The sequence below is a fragment of the Streptomyces sp. NPDC056479 genome (assembly GCF_042795335.1).
GTDB lineage: Bacteria > Actinomycetota > Actinomycetes > Streptomycetales > Streptomycetaceae > Streptomyces.
This window is the reverse complement of the sequence record NZ_JBHTRZ010000002.1, coordinates 745,665-771,666: the sequence shown is the minus strand read 5'-3', so window position 1 is coordinate 771,666 and position 26,002 is coordinate 745,665. Positions and strand designations below refer to the sequence as shown.

Annotated in this window: 27 protein-coding genes; 17 read left to right on the top strand and 10 right to left on the bottom strand. The window is 71.6% G+C overall.

The genetic code is table 11. The features are described 5' to 3' along the window. Position 1: 1 nt before the first annotated feature. Positions 2-553 (top strand): PadR family transcriptional regulator, encoded by a 552-nt coding sequence (locus ACFQ6S_RS09685; RefSeq protein ID WP_383405560.1) that lies wholly within the window; start codon positions 2-4, stop codon positions 551-553. 46 nt (positions 554-599) lie between these two features. Here the strand turns inward: ACFQ6S_RS09685 and ACFQ6S_RS09680 are convergent, their stop codons facing one another. Together ACFQ6S_RS09680 and ACFQ6S_RS09675 are read right to left on the bottom strand one after the other, a co-directional pair. Further along, positions 600-1,139: a hypothetical protein gene (locus ACFQ6S_RS09680; protein WP_383405558.1), complete on the bottom strand. Its 540-nt coding sequence runs from the start codon at positions 1,137-1,139 to the stop codon at positions 600-602. A 168-nt stretch (positions 1,140-1,307) separates the two neighbouring features. Further along, positions 1,308-2,297 carry a fibronectin type III domain-containing protein gene (locus tag ACFQ6S_RS09675; RefSeq protein WP_383405556.1) on the bottom strand — a complete coding sequence of 330 codons (990 nt, stop codon included), beginning with the start codon at positions 2,295-2,297 and terminating at the stop codon, positions 1,308-1,310. Between the two features lie 444 nt (positions 2,298-2,741). Between ACFQ6S_RS09675 and ACFQ6S_RS09670 the strand changes: the two genes are divergently transcribed. Continuing rightward, complete coding sequence (locus ACFQ6S_RS09670; RefSeq protein ID WP_383405554.1) at positions 2,742-3,437, top strand: glycoside hydrolase family 75 protein; 696 nt, start codon at positions 2,742-2,744, stop codon at positions 3,435-3,437. 42 nt (positions 3,438-3,479) lie between these two features. Here the strand turns inward: ACFQ6S_RS09670 and ACFQ6S_RS09665 are convergent, their stop codons facing one another. Beyond that, a complete protein-coding gene (locus ACFQ6S_RS09665; RefSeq protein ID WP_383405552.1) occupies positions 3,480-4,241 on the bottom strand; it encodes an SDR family NAD(P)-dependent oxidoreductase in 762 nt (253 codons plus the stop codon). A 140-nt stretch (positions 4,242-4,381) separates the two neighbouring features. Between ACFQ6S_RS09665 and ACFQ6S_RS09660 the strand changes: the two genes are divergently transcribed. Next, entirely contained in the window at positions 4,382-5,032 is a 651-nt protein-coding gene (locus ACFQ6S_RS09660) for a TetR/AcrR family transcriptional regulator (protein WP_383405551.1), read from the top strand. Positions 5,033-5,083: 51 nt separating this feature from the next. Here ACFQ6S_RS09660 and ACFQ6S_RS09655 read toward each other — a convergent pair whose 3' ends face one another. Further along, a complete protein-coding gene (locus ACFQ6S_RS09655; RefSeq protein ID WP_383405549.1) occupies positions 5,084-5,845 on the bottom strand; it encodes a TioE family transcriptional regulator in 762 nt (253 codons plus the stop codon). A gap of 58 nt (positions 5,846-5,903) precedes the next feature. Between ACFQ6S_RS09655 and ACFQ6S_RS09650 the strand changes: the two genes are divergently transcribed. Further along, a complete protein-coding gene (locus tag ACFQ6S_RS09650; RefSeq protein ID WP_383405548.1) occupies positions 5,904-7,106 on the top strand; it encodes an erythromycin esterase family protein in 1,203 nt (400 codons plus the stop codon). Positions 7,107-7,135: 29 nt separating this feature from the next. Here the strand turns inward: ACFQ6S_RS09650 and ACFQ6S_RS09645 are convergent, their stop codons facing one another. From ACFQ6S_RS09645 to dhaK, 3 genes are read right to left on the bottom strand one after another with little or no spacing between them, the layout of a single operon-like run. Next, a complete protein-coding gene (locus tag ACFQ6S_RS09645; RefSeq protein WP_383405546.1) occupies positions 7,136-7,546 on the bottom strand; it encodes a PTS-dependent dihydroxyacetone kinase phosphotransferase subunit DhaM in 411 nt (136 codons plus the stop codon). Continuing rightward, positions 7,539-8,138 (bottom strand): dihydroxyacetone kinase subunit DhaL, encoded by a 600-nt coding sequence (dhaL, locus tag ACFQ6S_RS09640; protein ID WP_383405544.1) that lies wholly within the window; start codon positions 8,136-8,138, stop codon positions 7,539-7,541. The genes ACFQ6S_RS09645 and dhaL overlap by 8 nt, the downstream gene beginning before the upstream one ends. Before the next feature lie 46 nt (positions 8,139-8,184). Continuing rightward, positions 8,185-9,177 (bottom strand): dihydroxyacetone kinase subunit DhaK, encoded by a 993-nt coding sequence (gene dhaK, locus ACFQ6S_RS09635; RefSeq protein WP_383405542.1) that lies wholly within the window; start codon positions 9,175-9,177, stop codon positions 8,185-8,187. Between the two features lie 316 nt (positions 9,178-9,493). On the opposite strand from dhaK, the gene ACFQ6S_RS09630 reads away from it, so the two are divergent. After that, on the top strand, positions 9,494-11,680 hold the full coding sequence (locus ACFQ6S_RS09630; protein ID WP_383405540.1) for a SpoIIE family protein phosphatase: 2,187 nt from the start codon (positions 9,494-9,496) through the stop codon (positions 11,678-11,680). A 38-nt stretch (positions 11,681-11,718) separates the two neighbouring features. Here the strand turns inward: ACFQ6S_RS09630 and ACFQ6S_RS09625 are convergent, their stop codons facing one another. Next, entirely contained in the window at positions 11,719-12,618 is a 900-nt protein-coding gene (locus ACFQ6S_RS09625) for a DMT family transporter (RefSeq protein ID WP_383405538.1), read from the bottom strand. Between the two features lie 68 nt (positions 12,619-12,686). Here ACFQ6S_RS09625 and ACFQ6S_RS09620 point away from each other — a divergent pair, with 68 nt between their 5' ends. From ACFQ6S_RS09620 to ACFQ6S_RS09605, 4 genes are all read left to right on the top strand, one after another. Beyond that, complete coding sequence (locus ACFQ6S_RS09620) at positions 12,687-13,541, top strand: LysR family transcriptional regulator (protein ID WP_383405536.1); 855 nt, start codon at positions 12,687-12,689, stop codon at positions 13,539-13,541. A gap of 407 nt (positions 13,542-13,948) precedes the next feature. Continuing rightward, the gene (locus tag ACFQ6S_RS09615) at positions 13,949-14,722 is read left to right on the top strand and encodes an HAD family hydrolase (protein WP_383405533.1); all 774 of its coding nucleotides are present in this window, start codon (positions 13,949-13,951) and stop codon (positions 14,720-14,722) included. Continuing rightward, entirely contained in the window at positions 14,719-17,118 is a 2,400-nt protein-coding gene (locus tag ACFQ6S_RS09610) for a glycoside hydrolase family 65 protein (RefSeq protein ID WP_383405531.1), read from the top strand. Before ACFQ6S_RS09615 ends, ACFQ6S_RS09610 begins: the two co-directional genes overlap by 4 nt. A gap of 125 nt (positions 17,119-17,243) precedes the next feature. Further along, complete coding sequence (locus ACFQ6S_RS09605; protein WP_383405529.1) at positions 17,244-18,125, top strand: universal stress protein; 882 nt, start codon at positions 17,244-17,246, stop codon at positions 18,123-18,125. A 3-nt stretch (positions 18,126-18,128) separates the two neighbouring features. Here the strand turns inward: ACFQ6S_RS09605 and ppk2 are convergent, their stop codons facing one another. Beyond that, complete coding sequence (ppk2, locus tag ACFQ6S_RS09600) at positions 18,129-18,932, bottom strand: polyphosphate kinase 2 (protein ID WP_383405527.1); 804 nt, start codon at positions 18,930-18,932, stop codon at positions 18,129-18,131. Between the two features lie 125 nt (positions 18,933-19,057). Between ppk2 and ACFQ6S_RS09595 the strand changes: the two genes are divergently transcribed. Both ACFQ6S_RS09595 and ACFQ6S_RS09590 read left to right on the top strand, forming a co-directional pair. Beyond that, positions 19,058-19,210 (top strand): hypothetical protein, encoded by a 153-nt coding sequence (locus tag ACFQ6S_RS09595; protein ID WP_383405525.1) that lies wholly within the window; start codon positions 19,058-19,060, stop codon positions 19,208-19,210. Continuing rightward, positions 19,207-19,398, top strand: coding sequence for a hypothetical protein (locus ACFQ6S_RS09590; protein WP_383405523.1), 192 nt, complete (start codon positions 19,207-19,209; stop codon positions 19,396-19,398). Before ACFQ6S_RS09595 ends, ACFQ6S_RS09590 begins: the two co-directional genes overlap by 4 nt. 55 nt (positions 19,399-19,453) lie before the next feature. Here the strand turns inward: ACFQ6S_RS09590 and ACFQ6S_RS09585 are convergent, their stop codons facing one another. After that, positions 19,454-19,810: a DUF6479 family protein gene (locus ACFQ6S_RS09585; protein ID WP_383405521.1), complete on the bottom strand. Its 357-nt coding sequence runs from the start codon at positions 19,808-19,810 to the stop codon at positions 19,454-19,456. 143 nt (positions 19,811-19,953) lie between these two features. Between ACFQ6S_RS09585 and ACFQ6S_RS09580 the strand changes: the two genes are divergently transcribed. From ACFQ6S_RS09580 to ACFQ6S_RS09555, 6 genes are all read left to right on the top strand, one after another. Then, positions 19,954-20,328: a ferredoxin gene (locus ACFQ6S_RS09580; RefSeq protein WP_383405519.1), complete on the top strand. Its 375-nt coding sequence runs from the start codon at positions 19,954-19,956 to the stop codon at positions 20,326-20,328. An 82-nt stretch (positions 20,329-20,410) separates the two neighbouring features. Then, positions 20,411-21,589, top strand: a complete 1,179-nt coding sequence (locus ACFQ6S_RS09575; RefSeq protein ID WP_383405517.1) for an acyl-CoA dehydrogenase family protein — start codon at positions 20,411-20,413, stop codon at positions 21,587-21,589. A gap of 182 nt (positions 21,590-21,771) precedes the next feature. Continuing rightward, positions 21,772-23,319 (top strand): S8 family serine peptidase, encoded by a 1,548-nt coding sequence (locus tag ACFQ6S_RS09570; RefSeq protein ID WP_383405515.1) that lies wholly within the window; start codon positions 21,772-21,774, stop codon positions 23,317-23,319. A gap of 3 nt (positions 23,320-23,322) precedes the next feature. Further along, positions 23,323-23,643 carry a hypothetical protein gene (locus tag ACFQ6S_RS09565; protein ID WP_383405513.1) on the top strand — a complete coding sequence of 107 codons (321 nt, stop codon included), beginning with the start codon at positions 23,323-23,325 and terminating at the stop codon, positions 23,641-23,643. Between the two features lie 2 nt (positions 23,644-23,645). Then, positions 23,646-24,725 (top strand): M14 family metallopeptidase, encoded by a 1,080-nt coding sequence (locus tag ACFQ6S_RS09560; RefSeq protein ID WP_383405511.1) that lies wholly within the window; start codon positions 23,646-23,648, stop codon positions 24,723-24,725. A gap of 68 nt (positions 24,726-24,793) precedes the next feature. Beyond that, positions 24,794-25,993, top strand: coding sequence for a hypothetical protein (locus ACFQ6S_RS09555; RefSeq protein WP_383405510.1), 1,200 nt, complete (start codon positions 24,794-24,796; stop codon positions 25,991-25,993). Positions 25,994-26,002: the final 9 nt, after the last annotated feature.

Genomic DNA, 26,002 nt, shown 5'->3' with positions numbered 1-26,002 from the left:
CATGTCACTCCCGCACGCGATCCTCACCGCCCTGCTCGAAAAGCCGTCCTCGGGGCTGGAGCTGACCCGTCGCTTCGACAAGTCGATCGGGTACTTCTGGTCGGCGACCCATCAGCAGATCTATCGCGAGCTGGGAAAACTGGAGGCCGAGGGCTTCATCCGGACCCTGCCGTCCGAGCAGCCGGCCCGTGGGCAGAAGAAGAGCTACGAGGTCCTGCCCGCGGGCCGCGCCGAACTGGCCCGCTGGACCGGCGCGTCCCAGGAACCGCGGCCGCACCGCGACACGCTGCTGTTGCGGATGCGTGCCGCGGCGGTCGTGGGCACCGAGGGCATCGAGGCGGATCTGCGCCGCCATCTCGCACTGCACCGACGGCAGTTGACGGAGTACGAGGAGATCGAGAAGCGCGACTTCCCGCCCGGCAAGGACAGCTCGCAGGACCGGCTGCGACACCTGGTGCTGCGCGCGGGCCTCGATCTGGAGACCTTCTGGATCCAGTGGCTCACGCACGCGCTGGAGGAGTTCGCGGAGCTGCCGGGGCACGAGACGGCGTGAGCCAGGGGCCGTGACCGGCGGCGACGGCCGCTCTGCCCACCCGCCCTCAGGCCCGGTACGGCTTCGACTTGCGGCGCAGGTACCAGACGGTGCCCGCCACGGCGGTACCCACCAGCGCACCGCCGCCCACCAGCGTCAGGGTGCCGAAGTCCGTCGAGGAACCGCCCATGCCGCCCATGACACCGCGCGACGGCGAGGCCGTGGCGGAGATCGTGCGCGTGGGGCTGGCGCCCGCGACGACGACCGACTGGGTGCCCGCCGTAGTGCCGTTGGAGCACACGACGATGACGGTGTAGGTGCCGGGACTCACGTTCGCCCAGGCGGCCGACTGAAGCGCGGCCGTCCCCGACAGGGAGGCCTGGCGGCCCTGGGCGAAGCTCGCCTGCCGGCTGTTGAGCAGTGAGGCGGTGCCCCAGCTGCCGTTGACGTTCGTGCACGCGCGGGTCGTGACGGAGACCGTGGACCCGGTGGTGCTCACGGAGATCCCCGACTGCGCGGCGGCCGGGATCGCGGCTGCGAGGAGTGGAAGAGCGGAGGCGGCTGCCAAGGTCAGGCCCGAGCGGAGGAAGAGCGATGAGTTGCGCATGTGGATTCCCTCCGGCGGCACGGTCGGCGGTACGTCCGTTGCGCCGCCGAGGGTCGGGAACGCCCGTGCTGCCTCAGGGGAAGCCAACGCGCCCCGGGGCCGGCCCGCATGCGGGCGTCCCCCGGACAGGTGACACGCTGCTGCATCCGGGGGACCCCGGACCGGCTGTCAGCCCCGCTCGCCGCCGGTCGTCACGGTCCGCTCCGCCGAGAAGCCGCCCCAGGTGCCGTCCGGCAGCCGCCCCCGGATCCGCACCCGGTGGCTCACCCCGCTCTCCGGGCCCAGGTAGAAGCTGTACGTGGCCTTGTCGCGGGGCGCGCTCCCGCCGTACACCAGCGAGGTCGCCGCATGGCCGTCGAGCTGGACCTGGTACTCCGTGACGACACCGTCGGCGCGCGGCGGCACCCAGCTCAGGTCGAGGTAGTGGGCCCCGTCCGCACGGTGGGTCGTGGCCCGGAAGCCGGTCGGCGCGGTGCCACGCCCGTCGTCCTTGCCCGGCGTGGTGACGCCGACCGCCGCCGTGGCCGGGGAGAGGTTGTCGGCCGCGTCCCGGGCCCGCACGGTGAAGGAGTAACGCGTGCCCGGCCGGAGCCCGGTGAGCACCGTCGCCGTCTGGTTCCCGCCCACACTGTGAATCTTTGCCTCGCCCTGATAGATGTCGTACGACACCACGTCCCGGTCGTCCGTCGCTGGTGACCACGACAGCTCAACCGCCCGGCTGCCGACCGCCCGGCCGTCCGCCTTGCCGGGGCGCGTCGGGGCGGACCGGTCGGCGGCCACCGCCCTGGGAGTCGTCGCCCGGACCTGCTTGCTCGGCGGGCCCAGACGCCCGTCGGTGTCACGGGCCCGCACGGTGAACGCATACGTGGTCGCGGGCTTGAGCATGGTGACATCCACCATGTGGGCGGAGCCCGGCACTTCCTTGACCTTCGTGGAACCCCGATATACCTCGTAGACCTGGACGCCGCCGTCGGCCGAGACCGCGCTCCACATGACGTGCACACTGGTCGCGCTGCCCGCGGCGGCGGTGACCCCCGTGGGCGCCCCGGGCAGCCGGCCGCCGCCGTCCCCGTCCGTCGCGCCCCATGCGCACGAGGAGAGCAACAGGGCGAGCGCCGCACAGGCGACGGCGGATACGAGTACGGGAACGCGTCGCACGACTGTGCCTCCCGGGGGCGGCCTCGCGGCAATGGTCCGGACCAATATGACGCGGGTGACGCGATCACATCAAGAGGGCGGTCGCCGGTGACCTGCCAGGAGTCGGAGACTTCCCGGTCGTTGGTGACCCGCCCGGAGGATTACGTATGCTGAAGTTCCTCGCGGCCGAACTCTCCTTGAGGGATGGGCAGTTCGTGCCGCCCGGCGCGGGCCGCTGTCGTCGCTGATCCGGCGCCGGACGCGGGTGGCCGGGGGGTCGGGTCCGGTGCGGACTCAGACCCCCGGCCCCTGGCGGAGTCCGGGGACCGATGTCGCGTCGGTCGGGATGTGCACCGTACGGACCCCTCTGGTGGCAGCGTGATCGAAACACCAGCAGATTGGTCCGGGTGTTCGTCAGTACCTGATGAACGCCTGTCAGTGTCCCCGGCGAGAGGGTTCCTTGTCGTGCGTTTCCAGTCGCTGACGCTTGCCGCAGCGGGCGCCGCCCTGCTGGCCCCGACCTCACCGCCCCCCGACCCGCCCTTCGTGCCGGACGGGCCCGAGGTGCTCCGCGAGGTCGACGTCAGCGCCGCCGACCTGCTGTCGAGGGTGAGCAAGTGCACGGCCGTCTCCAAGGGGCGCTACCGAAGCGACAACGGCGCGACCGCGAAGATCCCGGTCTGCGGCACGGATGATGTCGTGTTCTGGAAGGCCGACATGGACATCGACTGCGACGGTCAGGTCACCGGCCGCTGCAACAGCCGTACCGATCCGCACTTCTCCGGCGCGACGGCCTTCCGGCAGTCCGACGGCCGCCCGCTGAGCGCCGAACGCCTCCCGTACATAGTCGTGCCCACCCCGAGCGGAATATGGGACTACCGGGCCCACGGCGTTCGTGGCGGCTCGGTCGTGGCCGTCGTGTACCGGGGCCGGGTGCGGTACGCCGTCGTCGGCGACGTCGGGCCGCGCGGCATCATCGGCGAGGCGTCGTACGCCACCGCCAAGGCCCTCGGCATCCCGTCCGATCCGCGCAGCGGCGGCACCGCCTCCGGCGTCACCTACATCGTCTTCAAGAACACGCGGGTGAAGCCGATCGAGGACCCCGCGGCCGCGGTGGTGGCGGGGGAGCGGCTGGCGAAGAAGTTCGTCGGCGGTGAGTGAGGTTGCCTGAGGCCCCTCGCGCACACGCCGCGTGAGTGCCCGTCAGACCGCCGACCAGCCGTCGTCGACGGGCAGGATCGCGCCGTTGATGTTGCTCGCGGCGTCGGAGGCGAGGAACACGATGGCGGCGGCCTGTTCCTCGGGCTGGGCCAGCCTGCCGATGTTGACGAAGTGCGGGCCGATCGCCGCCGGTCCATGCGCGTCCTGCGCCGCGTCCACGACGATGCCGGTCTGAGTGCCGCCGGGGGCGATCGCGTTCGCCCGTATCCCCTGCTTGCGGTACATCACCGCGAGCGACTTCGTCAGGCCCACCACGCCGTGCTTCGACGCCGTGTACGCCGCGCCCGCCGCGCTGCCGCGCAGGCCTGCCTCGGACGCCGTGTTCACCACAGCGCCGCGGCCCGCCTTCAGCATGTGCGGCAGCACCGCCCGGGTGAGCAGGAACGGGGCGGTGAGATTGACCCGGATGACCCGCTCCCACTCGGCGTCGGAGACGTCCGCCAGCGCCGACATGCGGTCCATTATCCCGGCGTTGTTGACCAGGACGTCCACGCCGCCGAAGCGCTGCACGGCGGTCTCGACGACCTGGTCGACGACGGCCTGCTCGCTCAGGTCGCCCACCACCGCGACCGCGCGGCCGCCCGCCTGCTCGATCTCCTTGACGACCTCCTGGGCGCCCTCGGCGTTGAGGTCCGCCACCACCACCCTGGCGCCCTGCTCGGCGAAGGCCAGGGCTGCCGCCCGCCCGATGCCCGACCCCGCTCCGGTGACGATGACGCTGCGTCCGTCCAGTCCGCCGCTCATGAGGTACTCCCATCCGTGAGTCCGAGGGGCGGTATGCCGAACGCGCCCGGGGCCACCCTAGCGACTTAATGTCTCTGAGTGACATAAAGTCGTCGGGGAGAATTCCGGAAGAGCGATAAGCGCCGGCCGGAAGGGACACCATGACCGCAGCCCGCGGAGGTACGAGCCGCCCAACGGGCCGACCGCCCTTGACCGAGGAGCGCAAGGCGGAGATCCGGCTGGAGATCGCGCGGGCCGCGGTGGACCTGTTCGTCACCCAGGGCGTGACGGCGACCACGGGTGAGCAGATCGGAGCGGCGGTCGGCGTCTCCGCGCGTACCGTGTGGCGCTACTTCCCGAGCAAGGAGAGCTGTGTACGGCCGCTGTTCTCGGCCGGCATCGACCTGATCGCCGACCGGCTGCGGCGCCGGCGTCCCGGGCAGCCCCTCGAGGAACTCTTCGACCGGGAACTCACGGACGAGGGCCACCTCCTCGCCGGCCCCGACCGGGCGACCGTCGGCGCGCTGGTACGCCTGACCCGCACCGAGCCCGGCCTGCGCGCGATCTGGCTCCAGACCTACGACGAGGCCGAACCGGCGTTCGCCGGCGCCCTCGCCGAACGCGCCGGCCTGCCCGCAGGCGATCTGCGCCCGACGATCCAGGCGGCGATCTTCAACGCGGCCCTGCGCGCGGCGGTCGAGCACTATGCGTGGCACACCGCCGACACCCACCCCGACCGGGACACGGCACAGACCGAGTTGGCGGCGACACTGCGCTCGGCGCTGGCGGTCGTGGCCGAGGGCGTCGGCTAGGAGGGGAGCGCCGGTGGATGCCCTCGGGAGGGCTGTCGGCCCGACGAAGCCTCACGCACGCTCGCGGAGGTACGCCTCCAGCTCCGCGGCCCCGATCAGCAGTGCCCGCCCACGGGACGACAGCCGGCCCTGCCAGTCGCGCAGCGCGCCCTCCAGCGGCTCCAGTCCGCCGGCCGACCGCACCTGGGCGATCAGCGGGGCGATCTGCTCCAACAGATAGCCGCCGCGCCTGAGTTGATGTGCCAGCCGGGCGTCCCGTACGGCCGCCTCGTCGTAGACCCGGTAGCCGGTCAGCGGGTCACGGCGCGGGTGTAGCAGCCCGGCGCGCTCCCATTTGCGCAGCGTCGCGGGCCGGATTCCGAGCTTCCCTGCCAGCGGTCCGATGAAGGTGCCGCCGGACCCGGACCCGGACCTGGACGCCGCGGCCGGCTCGGGTTTCACACCGGGCTCGGGGGCTGTGGGGGTCTCCAGGTCCCGGAGGGCGCTCTCCACGGCCTGGAGGGTCCGACGGTCGTCGAGGAGTTCGGCGTGGCTCTCGTCGATGAGACGGAGCGCCTCATCCACCGCGCCCTGGTTCACCGCCCGCATGATCGACGTCGCCCCTTGGTGCCCATGGCCCGGCACCAGGGCGAGGAACGCGCGCAGGGCCGTCGCGTGCAGTGAGGTGTAGGTGCGGTAGCCGTGGGGTGTGCGACCGGCGGCCGGAAGGATGCCGGCCTCCTCGTAGTTCCTGATCGCCTGCGTGGACAGACCGTGCCCGCGCGCCAGATCAACCGGCCTGAGCCGTTCGCCGCTTTGAAGGTTTCGACCCATGCGGGGGACGATATCGCGGGAAAGTTTCAACCGAAGGTTCAACGATACCGTTGAAGGTATGGCGACCGACATCAAGGACACCGCCCATGCCGTCGAGGCTGCCGCCGTCATGAGGCTGCTCCCGGCCCGCCCCCGGCTGCTGGCCCTGGGCGAACCGACTCACGGCGAGGACACGCTGCTCGAACTGCGCAACGAGCTGTTCCGAGAGCTCGTCGAGCAGGAGGGCTACCGGACGATCGCGATCGAGAGCGACTGCCTCATGGGCCTGGTCGTGGACGACTACGTCACCGCGGGCAGGGGCACTCTCGACGAGGCCATGGAGCACGGATTCAGCCACGGCTGGGGTGCCTACGCGGCCAACCGCGAGCTCGTGCGCTGGATGCGCGCTTACAACGACAGCCGGCCCGCGTCCGATCGGCTGCGCTTCGCCGGTTTCGACGGCCCGCTGGAGATCACCGCGGCTGCGAGCCCCCGCCAGGCCCTCACCGCACTCCACGGCTACCTCTCCACCCGGGTGGACGCGGACCTGCTCCCCTGCACCGGGGAGATGCTCGACCACCTGCTCGGGGCCGACGAACGGTGGACCGATCCCGCCGCGATGATGGACCCGGCCCGATCCGCGGGACAGTCGGCCGAGGCCTGTCGGCTGCGGCTGCTCGCCGACGATCTGGCGGCGCTGCTCGACGCCCAGACGCCGCACCTGATCGCGACGACCTCATGGGACGACTGGGACCGGGCGCGGCTGTACGGGCGCACTGCCACCGGCCTGCTGCGCTACCACTACTGGATGGCCGACACCTCACCGGCCCGCATGACCCGGCTGTGCGCGCTGCGGGATTCGATGATGGCCCACAACCTCCTCGCCCTGGCCGAACGGGGCCCGGCACTCCTCCACGCCCAGAACTCCCATCTCCAGCGGGAGGAGAGCACGATGCAGATGTGGCAGGGGCCGGTGCAGTGGTGGAGCGCCGGCGCTCTGGTGAGCGCCCGACTCGGCGAGGAGTACGCCTTCGTGGCCACGGCGCTCGGCACGATCCGGCACCGGGGCGTGGACACACCGCCGCCGGACACCCTCGAAGGACTTCTGTACGCACTCCCGGAGGACCGCTGCGTCATCGACACCCGGCAACTGGCCGCCGCCCTCGGCGATACGCGGCCGGCGCCCCGCGTATCGCCGTGGTTCGGCTACGCCCCCTTCGACCCCGCACGCTTGGGGGACATCGACGGCATGGTGTTCGTGAAGGACGCCTTGCAGAGCTAGGGCCCTCAGTCCTCGAACCGCGCGCTCCCTCACACCTTCCGATAGGTGTACGCCTCGGCGGCCGCCGCCTCCACCGCCGCGAGGTCGGCTCCCGCCGCCGCCGTGACGACCGCGGCCACCGCCCCCTCGACGAAGGGGGCGTCCACGAGCCTTGTGCCGTCCGGGAGTTCGTCGCCCTCGGCGAGCAGGGCCTTCACCGTGAGGACCGCGCTGCCGAGGTCGGTGAGGACGGCGACCCCGGCACCACGGTCCACGGACGCGGCCGCCGCGGCGATCAGTTCGGCACTGGTGCCGAGCCCTCCGCTCTCGGTGCCGCCCGCCGGGGCCACCGGTACGTCCGCACCGCCGCCCGCGAGCCCTCGCGCCAGCTCGGCCACCGACGCGGCCACCTCCGCGCTGTGCGAGACCAGCACGATGCCGACCTTGCCGTCGTCACTCACCGTTCGCCTCCGCCAGCCCCGCGATCAACAGCGCCGACGACGTGGCACCGGGGTCCTGGTGCCCGACACTGCGCTCCCCGAGATAACTCGCCCGGCCCTTGCGGGCCTGCAACGGCGTCGTCGCCAGCGCGCCCTCGTCGGCGGCCGACCGAGCCGCGAGGAAACCGTCACCGAGCGCGTCCACGGCCGGCACCAGCGCGTCGATCATGGTCTTGTCACCCGGCGCCGCGCCACCGAGCGTCATGACCGCGTCCACTCCCGCCCGCAGAGCCTGGGCGAACTCGTCCTCGCTGACCTCAGCAGCGTCCCCGAGGGCCTTCCCGGTCCGGCGCAGCAGCGTGCCGTACAGGGGCCCGGACGCCCCGCCCACCGTAGAGATGAGCTGTCGCCCGGCGAGGATCAGGACCGCGCCGGGCGTCTGCGGGGCCTCCTTCTCCAACGCCGCGGATACGGCGGTGAACCCGCGCAGGAGGTTGCTGCCGTGGTCGGCGTCCCCGATGGGCGAGTCGAGGGCGGTGAGCCGTTCCGCCTCACGCTCGACGGAGGCGGCGGTGGCCGTCATCCAACGGCGGAAGAAATCGGCGTCGAGCACTGGATCTCCTTGCGTGGCAGGTGCGTTGCGGTCGTCCGGCTCCGGATCACATACCCCACCGCAGCCCCGGCGTCTTCACCGGCGCGTTCCACAGCCGCAGCAACTCCTCGTCGACCTGGCACAGGGTGACCGAGGCGCCGGCCATGTCCAGCGAGGTGACGTAGTTGCCGACCAGCGTGTGGGCGACGGCCACACCGCGCTCGGCGAGCACCCGCTGGACCTCGGCGTTGAAGCCGTACAGCTCCAACAGCGGTGTCGCGCCCATGCCGTTGACCAGGACGAGGACGGGATTGCGCGCGGGCATGTCGTCCAGAATCGCGCCCACCGAGAAGTCGGCGATCTCGCCGGACGTCATCATCGCCCGCCGCTCCCGGCCGGGCTCGCCGTGGATGCCGATGCCCAACTCCAGCTCGCCGGGCGGCAGATCGAAGGTGGGGCTGCCCTTGGCGGGCGTGGTGCAGGCGCTGAGGGCGACGCCGAAGCTGCGGGAGTTCTCGTTGACCTGACGTCCGATCGCCTCCACCCGCTCCAGCGGCTGCCCCTCGTCCGCCGCGGCGCCGGCGAGCTTCTCCACGAAGAGCGTGGCGCCGGTGCCGCGCCGCCCCGCCGTGTAGAGGCTGTCGGTCACGGCCACGTCGTCGTTGACGAGTACCTTCGCGACCTGGATGCCCTCGTCCTCGGCGAGCTCGGCGGCCATGTCGAAGTTCAGGACGTCACCGGTGTAGTTCTTCACGATGAACAGCACGCCCGCCCCGCTGTCCACCGCGGCGGCGGCCCGCACCATCTGGTCGGGCACCGGCGACGTGAACACCTCGCCCGGACAGGCGGCCGACAGCATCCCGGGACCCACGAAGCCACCGTGCAGCGGCTCGTGCCCGGACCCACCACCGGAGATCAGGGCGACCTTGCCCGACACGGGCGCGTCCCGCCGTACGATCACCCGGTTCTCCACATCGACGACCAGTTCGGGATGGGCGGCGGCCATCCCTCGCAGCGCGTCGGCGACCACGGTCTCGGCAACGTTGATCAGCATCTTCATTGGTGCCTCCTGGTGACACTGACAGATTAGCCTTTGGCCCGTGTTTACGCAGGTCAGATGACCAAACGCAGACCTGATGACGGCTCGTCAGGCGTCGGCTGCCGTGCTGCTCGGTGTTATCGGCGTGTGCTCTCGAAAGTATCGACGCTGACCGGGCGCGGGTCACGTGCGCGGTCACCGGTTCGGCCTGGCGGCGCTGTCGACGACCGCTACCCGGCGTACGGGATGCTCACGCATCACGTCCGCGAGGACGCACCGTGATCAGCTCGTCGCTGCATGCCTCGGCCACGACTTGAAATGTGATGAATACCCTCATATGGGTACGAGGCGGTCGAGCATCCGACCACTCCCGGGAGACGGCTTGACCCGATCAACAGCGCAGCCCGGCGCCACGACCGCAGCCGTCGACGCGGCACTGCTGGACGTGGTCCGGGACTGCGGTGCCGCCAGAGGGCTGCTCTACGTCCTGCCGCCCTCCGGTGACGCTCTGTGGCTGCGGGCGCTGACCGGCGCGCCGCGTGAAATGGCCACGCCGTGGACCCGGGTCGCCCTGTCCGACCAGGTACCGGTGGCGGACGCCGTACGCGAAGGCCGGCTGGTGTGGATCGCCGACATGGAGGAGATGGCGCGCCGCTACCCGCGTACGGCGCTCGTGCTGCCGTACGCCTTCGCGCTGGCGGCCGCTCCGCTCAGCGCGCAGGGGTCGCCCGTCGGCGGGTTGGCGCTGCTGTGGCCGGGCGCCCATCCTCCACGGCTGAGCGCCGGCGAGCGTGCCGCCCTCGACGCCGGCTGCCGTCGGCTCGGCGACCTGCTGGGCCGTACGAGCGAGGCCTTCCATGCGCACGACGAGCCGCGGATCCTGCCGCATCCGTCGTACACCCGGGTGCCGCCCGCCGAGGCGGGTGAGCTGGCGGCGTTCATCGCCCGGCTGCCGGGAGGGGCCTGTGCGCTGGAGGTGACCGGACGTATCACGTTCGTCACGCCCGAGGCGGCGCGGCTCCTCGGGGCCGACGCGGACGATCTGATCGGAGCCCTGCCCTGGGAAGCGCTGCCCTGGATGGCCGTGCCCGAGATCGAGGAGCACTATCGGGCCGCCCTGCTGAGCGAACAGCCCACCGCGTTCAGGGCGTTGCGCCCGCCGGACAGCCTCCTGCTCTTCGAGCTCTACCCGGACCCGTCCGGCATCAGCGTCCGCATCAGCCCGGCGGCCCCGGCGGACGAGCTCTCACCGGGACCGCTCCGGTCGGCCGCCGGGTCGGCCGAACCCACCACCGGACCTGGCCGGGCCGGTCTCCTCTACCACCTCATGCACCTCGCCGGAACGCTCACCGAGGCCGTCGGCGTGCAGGACGTGGCGGACCAGACCGCCGATCAGCTCACGCCCGCCCTGGGCGCCACGGCGATAGCCCTGATGGCGCCGCGGGAGGGACGTCTGAAGATCCTCTGCCATCGCGGTTACGACGCGGACCTGATGCAGTACTTCGACGACCTGCCCCTCACCGCCGACACTCCCGCCGTGCGTGTGCTGGACACCTGTAGCCCGCATTTCTTCGCCACGTTCGACGAACTGCAGGGGGCGTACCCGCACGCCGTGCATCTGGACGACAAGGCATCCTGGGCGTTCCTTCCGCTGGTCGCCTCGGGCCATGCCGTCGGCTCCCTCGTGCTCGCCTACGACCGTCCGCAGCACTTCCCGCCCTCCGAGCGCGCCGCGCTCACCGCGCTCGTCGGTCTGGTGGGCCAGGCCCTCGAACGCGGCCGGCTCTACGACACCCAGTACGCCGTGGCCCATCGGCTCCAGGCCGCGCTGCTTCCCCGGCAGCTGCCCGAGGTCGCCGGTCTGAGCGCCGTCGCCCGCTATCGTCCGGCCGGCCACGGACTGGAGGTCGGCGGCGACTTCTACGACCTGATCCGGCTGGACGACACCACCGCCGCGGCCGCGATCGGCGACGTCCAGGGACATGACGTCGACGCGGCGGCCCTGATGGGACAGGTACGCGCGGCCGTCCACGGGCACGCGGCCGCCGGCGCCGCGCCGGGCGACGTCCTAGGCACGACGAACCGGCTGCTGGACGACCTCGACTCGGGCAGGTTCGCCAGCTGCCTCTACGCACGTCTCGACCTCGCGCGCGGGATGGCCTGTCTGGCGGGCGCGGGGCATCCGCCTGCCGTGCTGCGGCACCCGGACGGCAGTACCGAGGTGCTGCGGGTCCCTCCGGGACTGCTCCTCGGTGTCGAGCGCACGGCCGAGTATCCGGCCGTCGAGGTCCCGTTCCTGCCCGGATCCGTTCTCGTCCTGTACACGGACGGACTGATCGAGCGCCCCGGCCTCGACCCGGACGTCGCCGTGGACGCGCTCGCCGAACTCGTCGCCCGCGCCGATCCGGCCGACCTGGACGACATGGCCGACCGCCTCATCCGCCACGCGGGCGAGCCCGTCGACGACGTCGCCCTGTTCCTGATCCGCCGCGGGCCGGCGACTCCTGGGCGGAGCGTCGGCTGAACGTGGCCCGGGAATCCTGGCGCCGACGGCCGAGGACGTCAGCCCCGCGACGTCAGGATGCTCAATGAGTTGGCGGCGACGATGGCGCCGATGCCCGCCCACTCCGGTCCGCCCAGGCCCTGACCGAGGCCGATCCAGCCGACCACGGCCGCGAGGACCGGATTGACGCTCATGAACAGGCCGAAGGCGCGGGGCGGGACGTGGCGCAGGGTGAACAGGTCCGCGAGGTACGGCACGGCCGAGGACAGGACACCGGCGGTGACCGCGCAGGCGACGGCGCCGACCGTGGGCGGGTGCCGTACGGCGACGGCGATGCCGACCGGCAGGAACATCACCGCCGAGATGCCGGCCGCGACCGCCGCGCCCTGGGCGCCGGGGACACGCCGGCCGACCGTGCGGTTGAGCAGGATGTACGACGCCCAGCAGACGGCCGCCAGCAGGCCCAGGGCCATCCCGAGGTAGTCGGTCGAGGGCCGCGGGCGCATCAGGACGACGACACCGGCCGCGGCGATCACCGCGCAGCACACGTCCACCCGGCGGCGCGAGGTCGCCAGGGCGATGGTGAGCGGGCCGAGGAACTCCAGGGTCACCGCCAGACCCAGCCCTACGCGCTCGATCGCCGAGTACAGGGAGAGGTTCATGGTGCCGAACACCAGTGCCAGCAGGATCACCGGCCACCACTGACGCCAGGTGAACGCACGCAGCCGCGGCCTGCCGACGGCGAACAGCACCAGCGCGGCGACGTACTGGCGCACGGCGACCACACCGACGGGGCCGAGGACGGGAAAGGCGAGGGAGCCGATCGCGGCACCGGTCTGGTTGGACAGGCCGCTGCCGATCATCGTGGCCACGCCGGCGAGGCGTCCGCCGGTGTGCTCGGGAGCGGCCGGCTCGACGGCGGAGGAGGGCGCGGTCGCGGGTGCGGTTCGGGTGCGCATGCGGCGATCGTGTGTCCTGTCGATCCTTGCGCAAAATGCGTGCGCGAGATGATCTATACGCTTCAGTCATGGATGTGGAGCTGAGACAGTTGCGCTGCCTCGTCGCGATCGTCGACGAGGGCACCTTCACCGACGCCGCCATAGCCCTCGGTGTCTCCCAGGCGGCCGTTTCCCGCTCGCTGGCCTCGCTGGAACGTGCGCTGGGCGCCCGGCTGCTGCGGCGGACCTCCCGCGAGGTGTCCCCGACCGGGACCGGGCTGCGTGTCCTGGCCCACGCGCGGCGGGTGCTCGGCGAGGTGGACGAACTGGTCCGGGAAGCGGCCTCGGGGCACGCCCGGCTGCGGATGGGCTACGCCTGGGCGGCGCTCGGCCGGCACACCCCGGCCTTCCAGCGCCGCTGGGCCGCCGCCCACCCCGGGACCGACCTTCAGCTCGTCCGCGTCAACTCCTCCACCGCGGGGCTCGCCGAGGGCGCCTGCGACCTGTCCGTCGTGCGGCGGCCGGTGGACGACCGGCGGTTCGACTCCGCCATCGTGGGACTGGAGCGGCGCCTGTGCGCAGTGGCCGCCGACGACCCGCTGGCCCGGCGCCGCTCGGTCCGACTCGCCGACCTCAGCGGACGTACCCTCCTCGTCGACCGCCGCACCGGCACCACGACCACCGACCTGTGGCCGCCCGACTCGCGCCCGGCGACCGAGGAGACACACGACGTCGACGACTGGCTCACGGTGATCTCGACGGGCCGTTGCGTCGGCGTGACGGCCGAGGCCACCGCCAACCAGTACCCGCGCCCCGGAGTCGTCTACCGGCCGCTGCGCGACGCCGAACCCATCGCCGTACGGCTGGCCTGGTGGCGCGAAGACCCGCCGCCCGCCGCACAGGCGGTGATCGAACTGCTCACGGCGCTGTACCGGGGGGACTGAGGCCGGTCCGGGAATGCCGGGCCCGCACACGGGGCGGGAAGGGCCCCATCCACTTCTCGCGGATCCTGATTGCGCGGTGCACGGCTGCGAGCCGCTTCCCCGCGCCTGTGTGGGTCCTTCCCGTCACCTCCAGCACACCACGCCCGCGGCGGGTACGCCAGAGCCGTTCGGCACTTCAGGGGCGGCGGCGAGGTGACAAGGCAGGCTTGACGGGTACCCATGAGCGGATCCCGCCCGGGCGCGGGAGAACCGTCGAGTGGAGGTGAGCAGGCCGTGGGCCTCGCGTTCCCTGGTGCCGTCCCGGCCCGGCGTCCCCCGGATGCCGCAGACGCGCGGTCGCGCGCCGAGCGGCGCCCGATCGCCGTGCCCCGCCCGATCGCCGTCCGCCGTGCGCGGCGGGTGTGACCATGCACCGGCCCCTCGACCCCGACCGGTCCGACGCCCCCCTCGCCGACATCCTGCGCGACGTGCGTGCCGTCGTCTTCGACACCGACGGAGTCATCACCGACTCGGCCAAGGTGCACGCCGCCGCCTGGAAGGTCGCCTTCGACGACTTCCTGCGCGCGCACCCGCCCGACGACCCCGACCGGCGCGGCCCCTTCGACGTGCGGGACGACTATCTCCGGCACGTGGACGGCAAGTCCCGTCTCGACGGGGCCGCGGCCTTCCTCGCCGCGCGCGGCATCGAGGCGGCGCCCGAGACGGTACGGGCCGTGGCCCAGGACAAGGAACGCCTCTTCACCGAGCGGCTGCGCGAGCGCGGCGTCGACGCCTACCCGGGGACCGTACGGCTGGTGAAGGCGCTGCGCGCGGCGGGAGTGCCCCGTGCGGCGGCCTCCGCCTCCCGGCACGCCGGCGAGCTGCTGAGCAGGGCCGGGGTGCTCGATCTGTTCGACGCCCTGGTGGACGGCGGCGAGGCGGCCCGGCTGGGTCTCGCGGGCAAGCCCGAACCCGACCTCTTCCTGGAGGCGGTGAGCCGGCTGGGCGTGTCCGCCGACCGGGCGGCCGTCGTCGAGGACGCCCTGGCGGGCGTGGAGGCCGGGCGGCGCGGCGGATTCGCCCTGGTGGTCGGCGTGGACCGGGCCGTCGGCGCGGACACGGGGGCGCGCCTGCTGCGGCACGGCGCCGACATCGTCGTACGCGACCTCGGAGAACTCTGCGCGGGAGGAGAGCCGAAGTGACGGACGAGCCGAGCCCGGAGGCCGAGGCGGTGGGCTGGACCTGGGAGTACGAGGGCTATACGCCCGCCGACGAACGCCTCCGCGAGTCGCTGTGCACCCTCGGCAACGGTTACTTCGCCACCCGGGGCGTGCTCCCGGAGTGTGCCGCCGACGACATCCACTATCCGGGGACCTATGTGGCCGGCATCTACAACCGACTCACCTCCGATGTGTCGGGCCGCCGGGTGGAGAACGAGGACATCGTCAATGTCCCGAACTGGCTGCCCCTGCGCTTCCGCCTCCCCGAGGGGCACTGGATCGACCCCGACAACACGACCGTGCTCCAACACCGCCAGTTGCTGCGTCTGCCCGCAGGGCTGCTGGAACGCCGGACCCGCTACGACCTCGGCGAGGGCCGGATGCTGACGGTGCGTCAGCAGCGGTTCGTGCACATGGCCGACCCTCATCTGGCCGCCCTGCGCACCGAGTTCACGGCCGAGGGGTACTCCGGACCGCTGGAGGTGGAGGCCGCCCTGGACGGCGGTGTCACCAACTCCGGTGTGCCGCGCTACCGGGAGCTCGACGGCCGCCATCTGACGCACATCCACACCGGCGCCTCCGCCCGGGACACCGTGTGGCTGCGCTGCCGCACCCGCACCTCCGACGTCCGGATCGGCCTCGCGGCCCGGCTCACCGCCGACGTGCCCGCCGAGATCCGCCACGAACTGCCGTATGTCATCCAGCGGATGACGCTCGACCTGGCCCCCGGCCGTACCGCCACCGTCGACAAGACCATCGCCCTGCACACCTCCCGCGACCCGGCGATCAGCGACCCGCTGCACGCCGCCATCGACCGGGTCGGCCGGTCCCCGGGTTTCGAGGCGCTGCTCGAGTCCCATCGCACCGCCTGGGGCCAGCTCTGGCGCCGCGCCGAGCTCGACGTCCCCGGTGAGTCGGGCATCATCCTGCGACTGCACCTCTTCCACGTCCTGCAGACCCTCTCCCCGCACACCGCCGAACTCGACGTCGGCGTGCCCGCCCGGGGACTGCACGGCGAGGCGTACCGCGGCCACGTCTTCTGGGACGAGTTGTTCGTCCTGCCCTACCTCAACCTGCACTTCCCGGAGGTCTCCCGGGCCCTGCTCCGCTACCGTCACCGCCGCCTCGAACAGGCCCGCACCACCGCGGCGGCGGCCGGCCGGCGGGGTGCGATGTACCCCTGGCAGAGCGGCAGTGACGGGCGTGAGGAGACCCAGCAGCTCCATCTCAACCCGCGCTCGGGACGCTGGCTGCCCGACCACTCCCACCTCCAGCACCATGTGGGATCGGCCATCGCCTACAACGTGTGGCAGTACTGCGAGGCCAGCGGCGACATGGAGTTCCTGCACACCAAGGGCGCCGAGATGCTGTTGCAGATCGCGCGCTTCTGGGCCGACAAGGCCGTCTACGACGGCGGCATGGGCCGATACCGCATCAAGGGCGTCGTCGGCCCCGACGAGTACCACGAGGCCTACCCGGACGCCGAGACACCGGGCCTGGACGACAACGCGTACACCAACGTCACCGCGGCCTGGGTGCTCGCCCGCACCCTGGAGCTGCTGGACACCCTGCCCGAGCCGCGCCGGCGCGAACTCGTCGAACGCACCGGCCTGGACGCCGGCGAACTCACCCTGTGGGAGGACGTCGCACACACTCTGCACGTCCCATTCCACGGCGACGTCATCAGCCAGTTCGCGGGCTACGGCGACCTCACCGAACTCGACTGGAACGGATACCGCGAGCGATACGGCGACATCCGGCGGCTCGACCGGATCCTGGAGGCGGAGGGCGACACCGTCAACCGCTACCAGGCCTCCAAACAGGCCGATGTCCTGATGCTCGGCTACCTCTTCGCGCCGGCCGAGCTGCGGGACCTGTTCCGCAGGTTGGGCTACCGGCTCGACGAGGACATGTGGCGGCGCACCGTCGACCACTACATGCACCGCACCAGTCACGGCTCCACCCTCAGCGGCCTGGTGCACGGATGGGTGCTGGCCCGGTGCCGGCGCACCGAGGCGTGGAAGTTCGTCCAGGAGGCCCTTCAGGGCGACATCGCCGACGTGCAGGGCGGCACCACCGGCGAAGGCATCCACCTCGGCGCCATGGCCGGCACCCTCGACCTCGTCCAGCGCGGACTGACCGGCCTGGAGACCCGGGACGGCGCGCTGTGGCTCGACCCCGTGCCGCTGCCCGAGCTGTCCACCTACGGGTTCTCCCTGCGCTACCAGGGCAACTGGGGCGTACGGCTGCGCCTGGAGCGGGGACTGCTGGAGATCGAGGTCCCCTCCTCCGACGCCTCACCGATCGACGTACGGCTCCCGGAGCGCGAGGTCTTCCTCCAGCCGGGGGAGCAGGGGCGACTGGTCCTGCCCGACTGACACCGGCCCGGTGCGTGATGCGGCCGGCGGGTGGAGGCTGAGAGAACAGCGCTCCGCGGTCCGCGCCCGGGGCAGCCGCGGAGAGATCGCAGGCGCTCGCGGATCCTGCCCGGAAAGGGGAAGCGATGAGGGGCCCGGTGGTCGTAGGGGTGGACGGTTCGCCGTCGAGCATGGCGGCCGTGGAGGTCGCGGCGCACGAGGCCCGGCTGCGGGGCGTGGGGCTGCGGCTGGTGCACGCCTTCGGCCGGCCGGTCGCGCACATACCGCCCGGCGGGCGGCCCTGGGAGCCGAGCGACGCCGGGATGCACGAACTCATCGACGGCACACTCACCAAGGCGGAGCGCCGCGCCCATGACACGGGACCCGGCGTCGAGATCACGCGCGAGGTCGTCGTCGGGGAGCCGGTGACGGTCCTGGAGATCGAATCGCGCACCGCGTCCCTGGCCGTGGTCGGCAGCCGGGGCCTGAGCCGGTTCGGCGCCCTGCTGCTCGGCTCGACGGCCGGTCACCTGGCCGCCCACGCCGCCTGCCCGGTGCTGGTGGTGCGGCGCCGGCCCAACCCCGCCGGGCCCGTCCTGCTGGCCGTGGACGGCTCGCCCGCGGCCCGCGGAGCGGTCGAGTTCGCCTTCGCCCACGCCTCCCTGCACGGCGTCGGCCTGGTGGCCCTGCACGCCTGGAGCATCCGGACCGAACGCGCCTACGAGTCTCCCGCCGACCCGCCGTTCGTGACGTACGACGAGGGCCGGCTGCACGACGAGGAGGAGCGCGTGCTCGCCGAGGCGCTGGGCGGGCTGCGCGACCGCTATCCCGATGTCGCGGTGGACCGCAGGCTGGTGCGCGACCGGGTCCGGCACTCCCTGATCGAGGCCAGTGCGGACGCGGGGCTCGTGGTGGTCGGGGCGCGCGGACGGGGCGGGTTCGCCGGGTTGCTGCTGGGCTCGGTCAGCCAGGCGGTGCTGCACCACGCCCAGTGCCCGGTCGCCGTCGTCCGGCCCGGCCACGAGTGAGGCTCAGAGATCGGCCGCGTGGTCCGGTACGTAGTTCTGAAGGTTGCGCGGCGGTCGCCGGTAGCCGGTCGGCTCCGGCCGCTCGGGCAGGTCCAGGACCGGCGGGAGCACGTCCTGGTAGGGGACGGAGGCCAGCAGGTGGGCGATCATGTTCAGCCGGGCGCGGCGCTTGTCGTCGCTCTCCACCACGTACCAGGGCGCCTCGGTGATGTCGGTGTGCACCAGCATCTCGTCCTTGGCCCGCGAGTACTCCTCCCAGCGGGTGATCGACTCCAGGTCCATCGGAGACAGCTTCCAGCGGCGCAGCGGGTCCTCGAGCCGGCGGCGGAAACGCTCCTGCTGCTCTTCGTCGCTCACCGAGAACCAGTACTTGCGCAGCAGGATCCCGGCCTCCGTCAGCATCCGCTCGAACAGCGGGCACTGCCGCAGGAAGAGCTGGTACTCGGCCCGGGTGCAAAAGCCCATGACGTGCTCGACGCCGGCCCGGTTGTACCAGCTGCGGTCGAACAGCACGATCTCCCCGGCGGCCGGGAGATGCCCGATGTACCGCTGGAAGTACCACTGGGTGCGCTCGCGCTCCGTCGGCTTGGGCAGGGCCGCGATCCGTGCCACCCGTGGGTTGAGATGCTCCGTGACCCGCTTGATGGTGCCGCCCTTGCCCGCCGCGTCCCGGCCCTCGAAGACCACGACCAGCCGGGCGCCCTCCGCCCGCACCCACTCCTGGAGCTTCACCAACTCCGTCTGCAGGCGCAGCAGTTCCTTCTCGTACGTCTTGCGGCGCAGCTTCGCCGCCTTGTCGCCGGCCATGCCGCCTCCCCACAGCCGAACTCGGACCCCGGAACTGCACGGTACTGACCGACGGCGGGCGGCGCACCCCGGACGCCGGCGCACGGCCCTCGCGTGGGCGGCGGGCGGGCAGGCAGGATGACCTCATGGCCGGTGCAGATCCACACATCCACGTCGAGCGGGGTGTGACCCGCTACGACGCCCGGGTACGCAACCTCCTGGCCGGTACCTTCGGCCTGGCCGGTGACCTCCCCGCGACGGTCGTCACCGGCTGCTCCTCGCGGTGCCGTACGCGATGACCTCACCGAGGCCCGAGAGCGTCACCTGCCTCGCCTGCCGGGAGCATGCCCGTACCGAGCATCTTCGCCTCGCCGAGCAGATCGAACGGCTGGGGACGATGCCGGGCTCCGTCGTCACCGGCGGCGAGGCGGGCGAGGCGGCGCAGCATCACCGGGACCTCGCGCGGAGGTTCGCCGGCGGCGGTTGAGGCGCACGGGCGCCGGTCGGCCCGGGAGGTGGACGGCGGCAACGCGGAGCCGCGGTCAGCCCTGTCCGCCGCCGCCGAACGATCCGCTTCCGCCGTCGTCCCAGCGGGGCCGTCGCTGCGACGCACTGCGCCGGGAGGGCATGTTGCCGTGGGCGGGCATCTCGTGCGGGGTCAGCCGGCGGTCGCTCCTGGGCACCTCGTCCGGCTCCCGGTGCTCCCGGACCTCATGGACCGGGCCGCCCTCGGGCACCCGGGGTTGCTCCTCGGGGCGCGGCGGAGACGGTTCCCGGCGCCTGATCCGGGCGCCCACGACGAAGGCGCCGATGAGCAGTCCCACGACGACCAGACCGGCGACGATCAGTCCGATGCCGAGCGCGCCTTCCGCGGCGATGTTCGTCCGTGCGATGTTCATGGCCCCGCGAGTACCCGTGGCATCCCGTATGAACCCGATCGGTCCGACCGCGCCGCCAGGGTCACCCGCACGGAGCACGAGGGCCGGCCGGAACCCTTGCGAGCACCGGGTTTGGGGCCCATCGGACCGGCTACCCGAGCGATGTGACACAGACGACGTCCCAGCAGCAGCCGGTCCAGTTTCTGGAGGACCGCTTCACGTGCGCCCAGGCTTGTACCGAGTGCGCCCGGGCCTGTGCCCTGCGTGCGAGCCTGGTCGATCCCGACGGGCCCGAGGACCAGGAACTTCTGCGACGCAAGGGCATCCTGTGCGCCGAGGTGTGTGACGCGACCTGCCGAGTGCTGGCCGAGCAGAACCAACTGGACGAGGCCGCTTTGCGGCTCCAGCTGGAGTGGGCCCGGACGGTGTGCCTGGAGAGCGCGCACGCGTTCGACCGTCTGCCGGCCGCCGAGGAGACCGCCCAGGCGTGCCGCGACTGCGCGCGGGCCTGCACGGAGTTCATGAGCACCCTCGACTGAGGCGTCCTCGCCATTCCCAATTTCTGAAACACGTTCTACGGTGTGCGCCGTCAGGACCGCCCTTGGGGAGCCTGGAGGCGCCGTGCACCTCGAATACACGCCCGAGCAGCAGCGGCTGCGCAGCGAACTGCGCGACTACTTCGCCGAACTGGTGCCGGACCTCACCCAGACCCGCTTCACCGACCCGGCAGCCCAGAAACGCCACTACCGCAAGACCATCCGGCGGCTCGGCGCGGCCGGCTGGCTGGGCGTGGGCTGGCCCAAGGAGTACGGCGGACGCGGCCTGACCACGATGGAACAGTTCATCTTCTTCGACGAGGCCGCGCAGGCCGGCGTACCGCTGCCGCTGATGGCACTCAACACCGTCGGCCCGACGATCATGCGGTACGGCACCGACGAGCAGAAGGCGTACTTCCTGCCGCGGATCCTCTCCGGCGAGATCGACTTCGCCATCGGCTACAGCGAGCCCGAGGCGGGCACCGACCTGGCGTCCCTGAAGACGCGCGCGGTGCGGGACGGCGACGACTACGTCGTCAACGGCCAGAAGATCTGGACGACCAACGGCGACACGGCCGACTGGGTCTGGCTCGCCGTCCGCACCGACCCCGGCGCCCCGCCGCACAAGGGCATCACGATGCTCCTCGTCCCGACCACCGATCCCGGCTACTCGTGCACCGTCATCAACACCCTCGCCTCGCACGACACCACGGCCAGCTACTACGAGAACATCCGCGTGCCCGTCTCCCGCCGCGTCGGCGCGGAGAACCAGGGCTGGCGCCTGATCACCAACCAGCTCAACCACGAGCGCGTCACCCTCGCCGCCCACGGCACCATGGCCATCCGCGCCCTGCACGACGTCCAGCGCTGGGCCATGGAGACCAAACTCGCCGACGGCCGCCGGGTGATCGACCTCCCCTGGGTACGCCGCCGCCTGGCCCAGACCCACACCAGGCTCGACGCCCTCAAGCTCCTCAACTGGCGGATGGTCAGCGCCGTTCAGGAAGGCACGCTCACCCCGCAGGACGCGTCCGCCGTCAAGGTCTACGGCTCCGAAGCGCGCCGCGACGCCTACGCGTGGCTGATGGAGATCGTCGCGGCGCCCGGGGCGCTGAAGGAGGGTTCGGCGGGCGCGGTGCTGCACGGCGAACTGGAGCGCGGCTACCGCTCGGCCGTCATCTTCACCTTCGGCGGCGGCAACAACGAGATCCAGCGGGAGATCATCTCGTGGATCGGGCTGGGGATGCCGAGGGTACGGCGATAGCGAGTTGGTTGACCCGGCAAAAACTGAACGGGCAACTGAGGCCCCGCTGCGGGGGAATCGTGCGTTTGCCGAGCGTTGAGGGTGCGAGGAGACTGGCGGAGAGGGGGTTTTACAAGGCCGCGAGTCCGGCGCCGTGACGTCACCGGCGGGGGCTCACGCGCCGACCTGAAGAGGCGAGTGCAATGTCACGTCAGTACTACCAGCGTGGTCATCTCGTCGAGGCTGAAGAACTCGACGACGTCGTCGCGGTCAAGATGGGCACGGAAATCCGTGCGAGCGCCGCCGCCGAGAGAGCCGCGGAACTGGGGAGCAGCGCCCGCGGGGAGATCCGCGAGGCCGGCGTCGACGACGAGACCACCGACGCGTTCGCGCGCGCGAGCTGGGTGTTCGTCAGGCCGAACCAGCGGACGCGCGAGGTGTTCACCGCGGGCGGGGCGATTCCCGGCGCGGAGACAAGCGGCAAGGTGATCCGGCGGCCCAACGGCAGGATCGGTATCGCGACCGACGCGTTGACCGTCCGACTGGAGCCGGAACTCTCCGAGGAGGAGGCCGAACGCGAGCTCGAGGCAGCGGGCCTGACGGTTGTCGGCAGGCTGGGCTTCGCGAGGAATTTGTACGAGGTGCGCGCCCCGGCGTCGCAGGACGCCCTCGCGGCCTCCGTCGAACTGCACGGCAACGACCGCTTCGTGTTCGCCGAACCGGCGTTCATCGAGCACGTCCCCGCCCGCTTCAGGCCCACCGGGGCCCGCTACGGGGAGCAGTGGCAATGGAGGAACCCCGGTGTCGACGGCGGTACTCCCGACGCCGATGTGCACATCGAGACGGCCTGGGACCGAACCTTCGGGGCGGGGATCCGGGTCGCCGTCATCGACAACGGCTTCGACGCGCAGCACCCGGACCTCGCCGCCGGGCTGGACCCGCTGTCGGGCTTCTTCGCCGAGGGCGCGCAGCGCCCGGCCTTCGTCCAAGGCACCTCGGGGATGCCGGACAGCGATCACGGCACGTTCTGTGCCGGCATGGTCGGGGCCCGGCACGACAACGGGGCGGGAGGTACGGGTGCGGCCCCCGAGTGCGGCCTGATGCTGCTGGCCTGTCTGCCGGACCAGATCGGAACGCAGACCAGCCTCGGTCGGGCGGTGGCGTACGCGGCCGACCCGTCGACGGAGGTTCCCGGGATCGGTCCCGGTGGCGGGGCGGACATTCTCGTCAGCAGCCTGGGCCCGAACGGTGCGGACTGGGACCTGTCCAGCACTCTGGAGCTCGCCCTCGAGTTCGCCGCCTCGCACGGACGGCAGGGCAAGGGGCTGCCGATCTTCTGGGCGGCGAGCAACGGCAGGAACGTCGACATCGCCAAGGACGAAGTGGTCTCCCACGCGGACGTGATCGCCGTGGTGCGCTCGACCAACAAGGACCGGGAGGACAACGCGGCACGCGGCCCGGAGGTGGAACTGATCGCCCCCGGCGTCGACGTCCTCAGCACCACGTCCGGCGGTGGCTACGGAACCAGCACCGGCACCAGCTTCGCCGCTCCCTGCGCGGCCGGGTGCGCGGCACTCGCACTGTCGGTGAACCCCCAGCTCACGCGGGATCAACTACGTGAGGTGATGCACCGGTCGGCCGACCGGATCGGCGGCCCGCAGGTCCAGTACGACGCGGCCGGTCACAACGACGACTACGGCTTCGGCCGGGTGAACGCCGCCCAGGCCGTCGAGCTCGCCGACGGGATCTAGGCGATGAGCGAGGAACCCGCGGTCTTCCGCTGCCATGTCGTCGCCGAGAACGCCGAGGCGCTCAGGGAGTTCGTCCGTGAGACACGGCCCGACGTCGGCTGCCGCGCCGTCGCGCGCGGCAGCCGGGCGGGTGTCGGACTCGACCTCTACTTCCGCCAGGACCAGCTCGACCGTGCCAGGGCGGCCAGATCGGCACCGCTGGTGGACATCACGACGATCGAGAACGTCACGGACAACTGGCGCGCCCGAAAGGAAGAGGTCGGCGCGGGAGACCGCTTCGCCGACCGGGACGCCGTTCCGCACGGGCTCGGCCGTAAGGAGTGACCGTGTATCTCAACGTGGCCGAGATCGAATCGGCGATCACCAGTCTGCACGGCGCCTACCCCGGGGCGACCGAGGTCATCGACCTGCCGCACCCCACGCACGAAGGCCGGACGACGAGGCTGCTGCGGGTCGGCACGCGGCAGTCCGACGAAGTGCCCGCCATCCTGCTGCTGGGTGGGATGCACGCGCGCGAGTGGGTGCCGCCCGACGCGTTGATCTCGCTGGCAGCCGACCTGCTGGAGGCCCATGACGCCGTCACCGGGCTCGGTTACGGGTCCTCGACGTTCACGGCGGCGCAGGTCACGCGGGTGCTGGAGGAAGTCAGTCTGTTCTTCTTCCCCTGCGTCAACCCCGATGGCCGGGCCTTCAGCCAGACCACCTCCGCGATGTGGCGGAAGAACCGCCGGTCGGCACCTGCCGGTTCCACGGGCCCCTCATGCGTGGGAGTCGATCTGAACCGGAACTTCGACTTCGTGTGGGACCACAAGGCAAAGTTCGCCCCGGACGCGGATGTTCACACATCGGACAAGCCGTGCGATCCGCAGGTTTACCGCGGACCGGCCGCCGCCTCGGAGCCCGAGACCCGGAACGTGGTCTGGGCACTCGACAGCCACCCGCGGATCCGGTGGATGGTCGACGTCCACAGCGCGGTTCCGGTGATCCTGCACAACTGGGGCTCCGACCAGAACCAGTCCACCAGCCCCAGCGACAACTTCCTCAACTCCGACCTCGACCCCATACGCGGGCGACCCGACGACGGCATCGGCGAGTTCATCGCCGAACCGGACCTGAAGATCGCCGTCGAACTGGCGGAACGGATGAACGACGCGGTTCGTGCGGTGCGCGGGGTCGACTACGGGGTCGAGCCGGCGTACGGGCTGTATCCCACCTCGGGCACGAGTGACGACTACGCCTACAGCCGGCACCTCACCGACCCGGCCGACGCCAAGGTGTTCGGCTACACCATCGAATGTGGTGACACCTTCCAACCCGAGTTCAGCGAAGCCGAAGAGGTCATCCGGGAGGTCTCGGCCGCGTTGCTGGCACTCGCGCTCAACGCTCCGGCGGTCACGGACGCCTGAGGCCCGGCGGCGCACCCTCGTTCGGGGCAATCACCGGCGGCACACGGCCGGATACCGACGATGGGCGCATGGGACTTGGCCAGTGGATGCGAGGCTTGATTCCGGGGCGCTACCCCGAGTGGTACCGCGAGCGACGGTCCTGGGAACAAGGCGAGGACGCCCGCGCCACGGTCCGGAAACTCCGGGCGATGCTCAACGAACGCAAACGGGCGGTGGAGAGTTCCGGCACTCCGGACGGTCTGGCGTTGCTGGCCGCGGCGGAGGAGGAACTGCACTGCGCGGAGCGCATCCTGAACTTCGACCACCATCACCGGGCGCCCATGGGCTCTCATGTGACGGCGGCGCAGGTCCACCTGAACACGGCACGTCTGCTCTGGCTGAAGTCGTTTCTCTCGTCCCCGGCCGAAGTGGCGCCCTATCTCCCCGGAATGCTCGCGGTGGTCAGAGAACACCTGACCCGCGACGACCCGCGCAGGGTCGCCACGGAAGTCGTGATGGAGAAGACCGCGCGGCGACGGCTCATCGACGAGACGGAACTGCTCATCGTCCTCGAGGCCGTCGATGTGGCCCACACCGTCGCACTGCGTGAGAAGCTCCGCGCGAGCAGTTTCGTACGCATCGTCTGGAGGGTGGCCGTCTTCCTCTTCTTTCTGGCTGTAGCGGTGGCCGTACTCACCTCCCTCTTCCCCGAATCCGTTCCCCTGTGCTTCAACCCCTCACGGCCGAACGACGCGCCCGCCACGGATTCGAAGGTCGACTATGTGGTCGTCTGCCCCACGGGAAGTCAGGATTCCTTCCAATCCACCGAACTCGACCAGAACTTCGCCGCCGTTTCGGCATGGGGCGACTATCTCGTCGTGGAATTCGTCGGCCTCGTCGCCGCCGGCGTGGCGGCGGCGACCACACTGCGGAAAATCAGGGGTACGTCGACGCCCTTTCCCGTGCCGATCGCCCTGGCGGCTCTCAAGATTCCCGCAGGTGCGCTTACGGCCGTACTGGGTCTGCTCCTCATGCGGGGCGGCTTCGTGCCCGGGCTCACCTCGCTGGACTCCTCGGCGCAGATCATCGCCTGGGCCGTCATCTTCGGATACTCCCAGCAACTCTTCACCAGATGGGTCGACCTCCAGGGCCAGAAGGTCCTGGAATCCGTAGGCGGCCCCCAGGGTGCCCGGGCTTCCTCCGGTCGCACCGCCGTTCCTGTCACGGGATCTGCGCCCGCGGCAGGAACGGCAAGGGGCCATTCTGCTGATGAAGATGTCGATGGCTGATCGGCCGAG

Coding starts and splice junctions, on each gene's coding strand:
- ACFQ6S_RS09685 (WP_383405560.1), top strand. CDS start 2: ATGTCACTCCCGCACGCGATCCTCACCGCCCTGCTCGAAAAGCCGTCC.
- ACFQ6S_RS09680 (WP_383405558.1), bottom strand. CDS start 1,139: ATGCGCAACTCATCGCTCTTCCTCCGCTCGGGCCTGACCTTGGCAGCC.
- ACFQ6S_RS09665 (WP_383405552.1), bottom strand. CDS start 4,241: ATGAGCGGCGGACTGGACGGACGCAGCGTCATCGTCACCGGAGCGGGG.
- ACFQ6S_RS09660 (WP_383405551.1), top strand. CDS start 4,382: ATGACCGCAGCCCGCGGAGGTACGAGCCGCCCAACGGGCCGACCGCCC.
- ACFQ6S_RS09655 (WP_383405549.1), bottom strand. CDS start 5,845: ATGGGTCGAAACCTTCAAAGCGGCGAACGGCTCAGGCCGGTTGATCTG.
- ACFQ6S_RS09650 (WP_383405548.1), top strand. CDS start 5,904: ATGGCGACCGACATCAAGGACACCGCCCATGCCGTCGAGGCTGCCGCC.
- dhaK (WP_383405542.1), bottom strand. CDS start 9,177: ATGAAGATGCTGATCAACGTTGCCGAGACCGTGGTCGCCGACGCGCTG.
- ACFQ6S_RS09630 (WP_383405540.1), top strand. CDS start 9,494: ATGGGTACGAGGCGGTCGAGCATCCGACCACTCCCGGGAGACGGCTTG.
- ACFQ6S_RS09625 (WP_383405538.1), bottom strand. CDS start 12,618: ATGCGCACCCGAACCGCACCCGCGACCGCGCCCTCCTCCGCCGTCGAG.
- ACFQ6S_RS09620 (WP_383405536.1), top strand. CDS start 12,687: ATGGATGTGGAGCTGAGACAGTTGCGCTGCCTCGTCGCGATCGTCGAC.
- ACFQ6S_RS09615 (WP_383405533.1), top strand. CDS start 13,949: ATGCACCGGCCCCTCGACCCCGACCGGTCCGACGCCCCCCTCGCCGAC.
- ACFQ6S_RS09605 (WP_383405529.1), top strand. CDS start 17,244: ATGAGGGGCCCGGTGGTCGTAGGGGTGGACGGTTCGCCGTCGAGCATG.
- ppk2 (WP_383405527.1), bottom strand. CDS start 18,932: ATGGCCGGCGACAAGGCGGCGAAGCTGCGCCGCAAGACGTACGAGAAG.
- ACFQ6S_RS09595 (WP_383405525.1), top strand. CDS start 19,058: ATGGCCGGTGCAGATCCACACATCCACGTCGAGCGGGGTGTGACCCGC.
- ACFQ6S_RS09590 (WP_383405523.1), top strand. CDS start 19,207: ATGACCTCACCGAGGCCCGAGAGCGTCACCTGCCTCGCCTGCCGGGAG.
- ACFQ6S_RS09585 (WP_383405521.1), bottom strand. CDS start 19,810: ATGAACATCGCACGGACGAACATCGCCGCGGAAGGCGCGCTCGGCATC.
- ACFQ6S_RS09570 (WP_383405515.1), top strand. CDS start 21,772: ATGTCACGTCAGTACTACCAGCGTGGTCATCTCGTCGAGGCTGAAGAA.
- ACFQ6S_RS09565 (WP_383405513.1), top strand. CDS start 23,323: ATGAGCGAGGAACCCGCGGTCTTCCGCTGCCATGTCGTCGCCGAGAAC.
- ACFQ6S_RS09555 (WP_383405510.1), top strand. CDS start 24,794: ATGGGACTTGGCCAGTGGATGCGAGGCTTGATTCCGGGGCGCTACCCC.